The sequence below is a fragment of the Microbacterium sp. genome (assembly GCF_030149085.1).
Taxonomy (GTDB): Bacteria; Actinomycetota; Actinomycetes; order Actinomycetales; family Microbacteriaceae; genus Microbacterium.
Genome location: NZ_JASBSF010000265.1, coordinates 1 through 8,095, shown reverse-complemented (window position 1 = coordinate 8,095; position 8,095 = coordinate 1). Strand labels below are relative to the sequence as shown.

Below are 8,095 nucleotides of genomic sequence, written 5' to 3'. Positions count from 1 at the left end.
TCGCGCTCGGGTCGCTGAGTGAGCCGTTGCGCACGGAGCTGCTGTTCGTCATCCAGCAGTATGCCGATCGCGGCGTGGGTCGGGTGATGATCAGCAAGCTGCGACCGTTCATCAACGACATCGCCGCCGACCCTCACACCGATCTGCTGGAGTGCTTCCGGTCGCATGAGCACTCCATCCGCCTAAAAGGAGTGCGGGCGGTTGGCATGCTGCTGCTGGAGAAGGCGCATCGCCGGTTCGAGGAATACGACTCGCTCCAAGGCGACCTGATCTTCCTCCAGGACCTACCGCTTCGAGAGACCCAGTCGGCACGGAACCCGGACCTCAGTGGCACACCGCTGGACATTCGACAGCTCACGCAGCCGTGGCTGGCGACCGCGTTCCGCACCTGGCTGGGTGCGACGTTGGAACCGCGTGGGGCAGTCCGGAAGTGCTTCGACGTCTGCGCCGAGGCATCCCAGGTGATGGCCGATCGCCGCTCCGACGCGGGCATGGATCCGACGCGACTGTCCTACGAGGACATGGCGGCGATCATCGCACGGTTCGAGCAGCGCTGGTCGGCGCAGGGGATCAAATTCACCTATTCGGTCTGGTGGGAGCTCTGCCGGCTGGCACGACGGTTCGGCGTCTGGGATGAGATCCCGGAGAGCTTCGCGCAGAACTACGCCGCGCAGAAACGCCGCACCCTGCGCGGAAAAGGCGACCAGAAGGTCGAAAGCGATCGGGTGACCCCTGCAGTGGTCGTCGCGCATCTGCGAAGCCACACAGACCAGCTCGACATCGGTCGCCATTCCGACATGTATCGGTGCGTGCTCGAACTGCTCATGGAGACCGGCCGCCGGCCGGCAGAGATCGCGACGCTGCGGACGGACTGTCTCGTTCAGGATCGGCACGGCGGCTGGCTGCTGCGTTACACGGCGCACAAGACCGGCGGCGCGACCAAGGAACTCCCCGTCGAGACACCTGTCGTCGAGTCGATCCGGCGGTGGGAGCGCATCCGCACCGAGCGCGGCATCAGATCGCCGTACCTGTTCCCGAGCGGGAGGCGCCGGCTGCAGGACGAGAACATCCCTCCGATCGGGGAACGCTACCTGGGCAAGATCCTGCACAAGTTCGCAGCGAACCTTCCCCAGGTCCCCGGGCCGGTGACGGACGCTGACGGGCATCCGGTCGACTTCGACCTGGCCACGGTGCAGCCCTACGACTTCCGCCGCGCCTACGCGCAACGTCACGCGGACAACGGGACAGACCCGGACGTATTGCGGCAGCTCATGGACCACGTCTCGTTGAGCACCACGATGGGCTACTACCAGGTCAGTTCGAAACGTCGCCGGAAGGCCGTCGACACGCTCGCCCCGCTCGCGCACGATCGTCACGGCCGACAGGTCGGCATCGCGAACGGGCGTATGCAGCTGAAGATCACACCGGTCCCTTACGGCGACTGCGCGGAGCCGAGCAATGTCGCCGCCGGCGGTACCGCGTGTCAGCTGCGGTATCAGTGCGCGGGCTGTGGGTTTTTCCGCCCCAACCCTTCACACATCCCAGAGATCGAGAAGGAGATCGTGAAGCTGAAGTCGCAGTTGCGGATCGCGGAGGCCTCCGACACCGCCGGCTACTTGCTGGACGCGCAGCGCGGCCTGATCGCCGACTACGAGAAGGTGCTCGCCACGATGCGGGAACGCCTCGAGCAGCTCCCACAGGACCAGCGACGTGAGATCTCCACCATGTCCGAGGTGATGAGACGCGCCCGCAGCGCAGCCCTCGCCGGGAAACACATCGAACTGAGGGAGATATGACGACGACGACGCCCACCCCACCCCGAGGAAACCCCGCCGCGTTGGCCCAGGCGCGGGCCGAGGCCAGCGCCCGCAAGCACCGTGATGTCGCCGCGACTCTGCACGCGGCCGCAGCCCACGGCCAGGCGCTCACGGTCTCCACCCTCGCAGCCGCGGCCGGCGTGAGCCGGCAGTTCCTCTACAGCCGTCCTGATCTCATGGACGGCCTACGCCGGCATCAGGAACGAAACCCAGCCGCAGGCGACCGCCCCCTCCACGCGGCACGCGCCGCGGACCTGGTGAACGCGCAGAACACGATCAAACGACTCAAGGGTGAAGCCCGCGAGCTGAACCGGAAGCTCGACGCCGGCCTCGCCGCGCAGCTCGAGCTCCGCGACGAGAAGCGACTGCGTGAGCTCTATGAGCACCGCGGCCATGAGATCGAACGACTCCTCGCCCAGAACGCCGACCTGCTCCGTACCGTTTCCCAACTACGCGAACAAGTCCGCAGTCTCGAGGACGATCTCGCGGTGGAACGCACCGCCATCCGCGAACTCACGGGGCAGCCAGCCAACGTCACCAGCATCAGATTCAGTGATCGATGAGGAAACGGCGAAGCGGGACACCCCCTTGCGATGGTGTCCCGCTCCCACGTCACTGACTCGGCTACCGGGTGAGCGCGACGCTCTTCCCCGTCACTTCAGTCCCGAAGGTGATTGTCTGGTTGAGGCCGCTGTATCCAGACATGCAGGGATTGTTGCCTGCGTAGGACCAGCAGAGCTTCGCTCGATAGTTGTTGCTCTTGAAGTTGCCCCGGTTGGGCCAGGTTCCGCTGGCGCCGGTACCGTCGAATCCGTACCACAGGTGCGGTGACAGGTAGCCCTGCCAGCAGGCCCGGTCACCGCTGCAGTTCGGCACCACGCCGAACGGCTGCACTAGCGACGTCGCGGCATCGATCGCCACGAACTCGCCGGTTGCGGGGTCCACCGTCAGGATTGCCGGCTCACCGGACTCGAACAGATCCCTCTCAGCCTGCGTGAAGCCACTCAGAGGGTCATCATCTACGGTCGCGTTGGCGGGAACCCCCGCCCACACGGACGCGATGACGAACAGGATCGCTGCAACCGCGGCGATCACGCGAGGGCGCACGGTCGTCGCCCTCGCGGCGGTGTGGGTCACGCTGCCCAACGGATCGACGAGGCGCGGTCGTTCATCGCGGCGCCGACGTTGCTGGAGTTCACGTAGTAACCGTAGGACGCGCCGCCATAGTTGGTGTTCTCGAAGATCGCGGTCTTGCAGTTCGAGTATGACCGGAACGACGTGATCCGGTTGTCCCAGCCGATCCCGGCGAGGCTCGTGTAGCCGTGGGCATAGCCGTAGCAGCCGTTCTGGGTCACGCTCGCTGCGTACGAGGCACCGCCGTAGTTGTTGTGCTCGTAGAAGATGCCGATCACGGTGCTTGCCAGCGGCGCGACATCGGAGCGAGCACTGCTGGAGTCGTTGACGAGTTCGTCGCTGACTTCGAGTGCCCCGTCGGGCGTGGACAGGACGATGCCGTATGCCTCGTACACGGCGTCTGCCAGGTTGGCGTCGGCGTCGACGCACAGGGACTTCCCGGTGTCGAGCTCCTGCCAACAGCTCTGAGTGCGGTCGATGGTGTCGGCAGTTGCCGCGGGCGCCGTGATGGCGGCGGCTCCGATCATGAGCAACGATGCGGCGAGGGCGGCGAGTGGACGTTTCATGATGTTGGTCTGTTCCCTTCGGATCGGCGATCTTCGTTCAGAGCCTTGCGACGATCGCTGCTCACACGCCAGACCTCGACGAATACTGAGACCCTTTGGTCCGAACGGACAGTCGCCCCGGCCGACCCACACGGTGGGGGAACATGGGGTACGAGAAGAGTCGTGTGCCGGAGGGAGTCGCAGGTGGCGGAGCCCGCGCGCGCGTCCCGGGATCGGCAAGATCTCGCCTCGGCTGCTCATGTCGACGACGATGTGCCACTGATGCGGCGACTGCGCGATGGAGACGACACCGCTCTGAGCGAACTCCATGACCGTCACGTCCGGGCGGTGTATCTGCTCGCGCGGAGCAAGGTGGACTCCGCGTCAGACGCCGAGGAAGTGACCCAAGACGCGTTTCTGCTGTTGTGGCGCAAGTGCCGTCGTATTGACCTAACCGGCACATCTTGCCTGCCGTGGTTGCTGACCACCGCAAACTACCTTGCCCTCAACGTTCAGCGGGCAAGTAGGCGTCTGACGCAGCGGGTCACGACTGCGCTGAGTGCAGACGATCTCACCTCCCCGCGCGAGGTGGATGCCGAAGCAGCGCGGAACATGGAACTCGAACAGGTCGGAAGGATCGTTGCGGCCCTTCCGCAGATCGACCAGGACGTATTTCGGCTCTGCGTGATCGAGGGACTCAGCTACAAGCAGGCCGCGTACCAGCTCCGCACCAGTCACTCGGCTGTGCGGAACCGCCTGTCCCGGGTGCGCGGAGCGTTGAGGAAGCAGATAGACCAATGACAATTGACGAGCCGAACTACGACCGGATGCGCGACAACCTGATGCGCGAGGTCCGGCGACGCCGCAACCGGAGCCGGTCTCCCAAGCGGGTCAGCATCTTCATCGGCGCCGGCGTGCTCGTCGCTGCCACCACAGGTGGGGCGCTGATCGCCCTTGCATCCGCGGAACTGCGGCACAACTCCGCGTACTGCTACGAGTCGCCCTCGTTGCAGAGCCGCGCGCAGCAGGTCGGCGATCCGTCGCCGGTCGGAGACGACCGGGTCGCCCGCGCCATCGACCTGTGTGAGTCCGTATGGCGTATCGGCGTACTCGGTGGTGAGAACGACGGACCGCCCCCCAACGATGGGCGGATCCATCCCGTGCCCGAGCTGTTTGTCTGCTCACAGCGTGACGGGACGCTCGCAGTATTCCCGGAGGAGGATGGCGTGGCGTGCAGCGATCTCGGCCTGGAGCCACTCCGGTGACAATCACCCCGATCCGGGCGCTGCCCACGGCGCCGCGGCTGCCCGATCGGCGCACTCGCACGGGATGGATAGCGCCGTGCGTCGTCGGGGTGATCGTCGCGACGACATACGTTGTCTACGCAGCATGGCAGTGGTCGCAGTTCACCGTGAAGTCCTGGGACCTGAGCATCTTCGCCCAGCTGCTCGACAACTACGCCCGGATGCAACCGCCCATCGTGAACATCAAAGGCGACGGGTACAACCTCCTCGGCGATCACTTCCACCCCCTCCTCGCTCTGATTGCACCCGTCTACGCGATCGCGCCCCACGCGTTCACACTGCTCGCCGTTCAAGCCGTGTGTTTCGCGGTCGCCGCAGCAATACTCACCCGCACCGCGACGCGCAGCCTTGGCACCGTCGCGGGCGGCGTGCTCATCGGACTCGCGTTCGGTTTCAGCTGGGGTTTGCAGTATGCCGCCGAAGCACAGTTCCACGAGATCGCCCTCGCGGTCCCTCTGCTGACCTGTTCGCTCAGCGCGCTGGTCGAGCGCCGCGATCTCGCTACCGTGCTGTGGGCGGCCCCCCTGGTCTTCGTCAAGGAAGATCTCGGCCTCACCGTCGCGATTATCGGTCTGCTTGTCGCCTACCGCTCGCGTAAGCCGCTTGGGCTCTGGCTCACGGTCTGGGGCGTGGGCTGGTTCGCGATCGCGGTGTTCATCGTGCTCCCACTCCTCAACCCTCAAGGTTCCTGGGCGTACGCGAGTAACGCCAACCCGCTGACACTCCTTGGCGACCCTGGCGGGCTCTTTCACCCATCGAAAGGACTCACGCTCGCCCTGATCCTGGTAATCAGCGGCGGGCTCATCCTCCGGTCACCGATCGCGCTCGTCCTCCTGCCGACCCTCGCGTGGCGTTTCCTCTCAAGCAACCATGGCTACTGGGGCCCAAGCTGGCATTACAGCGCCGTCCTCATGCCGATCGTGTTCGTCGCACTCCTAGATGCCATCAACCGCGGGCCCACTGCCCGGTGGGCCTGGCTTCGCAGCTATAGCCGCCACGGCGCCGCGATCGCCGTCACAGCAGCAACAGTGCTCCTACCCACACTCCCGCTATGGTCGCTTCTCGCACCCAACTCGTGGGATCAGCCCGACCGGGCTGACGCAGCGACCACAATCCTTGAGGCGATTCCTGCTGGCTCCTCTGTTGAGACCGACATTGGCCTCATGTCCTACCTTGTCGACGACCACGACGTCTACTGGCTCGGAAACTCCAACCCCACCCCGGACTGCATCCTCATCGACCGGATAGCCGGAGGCACACCACACGACTGGGGCAGCGCTCTTGAGGTCGCTACCCGACTCCATCCAGGCGCCACCTACCGCCCCATCGCCAAGCACAGCGGGTACGAGCTCGCCTGCCAGTAACTGACGTCGATTACATGCCGCTCCCGCACAATCTTGCTTCACCCCCTTGACAGCACCCAGATAAGGCTCGTGATCGGGCCAGGCACAGCCCCGACATCGCGGCCGAAGGTGGCGGCGCGAGCGGCGACCAGGAGCGAGCCAGAGCGGACGCCTGCCTCGACGATGACGCTCGTGTCCGAGAGTGCGGCGAGTAGCCGTGCGCGCTGCACGAAGCGCAGCCTGGTCGGCGCGCATCCGGGCGGGATCTCGCTGAGCAGAGCGCCGTTCGCGGCGATGCGCTCGAACAGCTGCTGATTGCCCGCCGGGTAGGGCCTGTCCAGGCCGCCAGCGAGGACGGCGATGGTCTTACCGCCCGCGTTGAGCGCGCCCCGGTGGGCGGCGGCCTCGACGCCGTAGGCGCCTCCACCGACGACGATGCCGCCGCGCTCAGCGGCTCCGGTCGCAAGCTCGGCGGCGACGAACTCGCCGTAGCTCGACGCGGCGCGAGATCCCGTGAGCGTGACGAGCCGCTGGACGGGGGTTCGGAGGGTGTCGACCTCACCGAGCACCCACAGCGCCAGCGGCGGGGTGACGCCGCCGATGGCGAAGCCCTCGGGCCACTCGGGATCGCCGGGGATCGAGACGTGCAGGCGGTGACGCTGGGTTGCGTCGATGACCTGCTGGAACGCCTGGGGCCTGAGCCGGGGAGCGGCGAGGTCTCGCCAGAGCGCGGCAGCCTCCGTATCGACGCCGGGGACAGGCTCGGTCGAGGTGAGGAGGCGAAGTGTCTCCTGGGCCCCGACCGCGGCTATCACCGCGGCGGTGGTGGCCTCGCCCGGCTCGAAGGCGATGGCGAGCGCGATCCTGGCGCTCCGCTCATTGGTGGTGAGCGATTCGATCGTCTCCATGTTCGCGTCCTCTCCGCTGTCCAGGCACCTGGCCTCACGAGAGAGGTGCACCCGTGGTGCCGCCCGGAGGCGGCTCGGCAGTGGCGGCTACAGGGACGGCGTACTGCTCGGGGGTTGTCGCGTCGGATCGCTGGAGTCGAACGGTTCGACCGTCACCGTGACGGCTCCCTCCCGCGACCCCAGGTTCGGCTGGTAGCCGCGCACAGCCTCGATGGTTAGCTCGACGCGCTCTGACTCGAGTGAGTCAGGCTCGGGGCGGGGCTCGTCCTGCATCGCGGCGAGCTGGGACTCGACGCGGGCGAGGTCTTCCTCGGCGTCGGCGAGGGTCTGTGCGTGGCGGAAGGGCTGGCCGAGGCGCTGCTGGGTGTCGGCGACGGTCTGCTCGGCTTCTTCCAGGTCTTCGCGGGCCTGGTCGAGAAGGGAGGGGATGCCGCTGACGCGGTTCTCGATGCGCTGCACGAGCCCGAGCCCGGCTTCAAGGAATGACTCCTTCGGCAGCGTGAATCCCGAGCGGGGCACCTCGGGCAGGGAGAGGGTCACATCGAGGGCGGCGAGCCCGGAGCGGGCCTCGACGTGGATGTCGAAGCCTGAGATGCGGCCGATGATCCCGAAGTCCTTGTGCCCGTACCGCGGCAGCCACTTCAGCCCGGAGTCGCCCATCCATGCGGCGAGGGCGTGGGCGGCTTCGGAGCGGGAGTCGTAGTCGCGCGCGCCGAGCGTGATGCGGAACCTGTCGCCGCTCGTGTCGATCATCCGCGGGGCAGCGGCTTCCAGCCCGCGAATGTCCGCGGCGGCGCGCTCGGCGGCTGACCGGGCGCGGTTTCCGGTGTGGACGAGCATGTCCTCGTTGCGCTCGTGCGCGCGCTGGAGGCGGCGGAGCCGGTTCACCTCGTTGAGGATGACGGAGTGCTCCAGCAGGAGCGGATTGCCGGAGGCGATTGCCTTGGCCTCTGCTGCGGACAACGCGGAGGTGTCGATCTCCTCGATCTCTCGGGCGTTGATCTTGCCGCGCTGGAGCTGCGCTAACGACGCGGCCTTCCGCTC

The 8,095-nt window shown here is 66.6% G+C and carries 8 protein-coding genes and 1 pseudogene; 5 read left to right on the top strand and 4 right to left on the bottom strand.

The window, feature by feature from the left end; all coding sequences use genetic code 11:
* Together Q1V87_RS10760 and Q1V87_RS10755 are read left to right on the top strand one after the other, a co-directional pair.
* The coding region (locus tag Q1V87_RS10760) for a tyrosine-type recombinase/integrase (protein WP_300592506.1) at nt 1-1,796 on the top strand (1,796 nt) is incomplete at its 5' end.
* Nucleotides 1,793-2,380: a DUF6262 family protein gene (locus Q1V87_RS10755; protein WP_207485727.1), complete on the top strand. Its 588-nt coding sequence runs from the start codon at nt 1,793-1,795 to the stop codon at nt 2,378-2,380. The genes Q1V87_RS10760 and Q1V87_RS10755, both read left to right, overlap by 4 nt.
* 61 nt (nt 2,381-2,441) lie before the next feature.
* On the opposite strand, the gene Q1V87_RS10750 is transcribed toward Q1V87_RS10755, so the two are convergent.
* On the bottom strand, nt 2,442-2,954 hold the full coding sequence (locus Q1V87_RS10750) for a hypothetical protein (RefSeq protein ID WP_300592499.1): 513 nt from the start codon (nt 2,952-2,954) through the stop codon (nt 2,442-2,444).
* Nucleotides 2,951-3,517 (bottom strand): hypothetical protein, encoded by a 567-nt coding sequence (locus Q1V87_RS10745; RefSeq protein WP_056208535.1) that lies wholly within the window; start codon nt 3,515-3,517, stop codon nt 2,951-2,953. Before Q1V87_RS10745 ends, Q1V87_RS10750 begins: the two co-directional genes overlap by 4 nt.
* A 183-nt stretch (nt 3,518-3,700) precedes the next feature.
* On the opposite strand from Q1V87_RS10745, the gene Q1V87_RS10740 reads away from it, so the two are divergent.
* Genes Q1V87_RS10740 through Q1V87_RS10730 form a run of 3 tightly spaced genes read left to right on the top strand, consistent with a single transcriptional unit; the run spans nt 3,701 to nt 6,164 of the window.
* Nucleotides 3,701-4,297 carry an RNA polymerase sigma factor gene (locus tag Q1V87_RS10740; protein WP_300592494.1) on the top strand — a complete coding sequence of 199 codons (597 nt, stop codon included), beginning with the start codon at nt 3,701-3,703 and terminating at the stop codon, nt 4,295-4,297.
* The gene (locus Q1V87_RS10735; RefSeq protein ID WP_300592489.1) at nt 4,294-4,761 is read left to right on the top strand and encodes a hypothetical protein; all 468 of its coding nucleotides are present in this window, start codon (nt 4,294-4,296) and stop codon (nt 4,759-4,761) included. The genes Q1V87_RS10740 and Q1V87_RS10735 overlap by 4 nt, the downstream gene beginning before the upstream one ends.
* A complete protein-coding gene (locus tag Q1V87_RS10730; protein WP_300592486.1) occupies nt 4,758-6,164 on the top strand; it encodes a DUF2079 domain-containing protein in 1,407 nt (468 codons plus the stop codon). The genes Q1V87_RS10735 and Q1V87_RS10730 overlap by 4 nt, the downstream gene beginning before the upstream one ends.
* Nucleotides 6,165-6,202: 38 nt before the next feature.
* Here Q1V87_RS10730 and Q1V87_RS10725 read toward each other — a convergent pair whose 3' ends face one another.
* Together Q1V87_RS10725 and Q1V87_RS10720 are read right to left on the bottom strand one after the other, a co-directional pair.
* Nucleotides 6,203-7,051, bottom strand: coding sequence for a DNA-processing protein DprA (locus Q1V87_RS10725; protein WP_300592483.1), 849 nt, complete (start codon nt 7,049-7,051; stop codon nt 6,203-6,205).
* Between the two features lie 87 nt (nt 7,052-7,138).
* A pseudogene (locus Q1V87_RS10720) lies at nt 7,139-8,095 on the bottom strand (helicase); the annotation flags it as partial.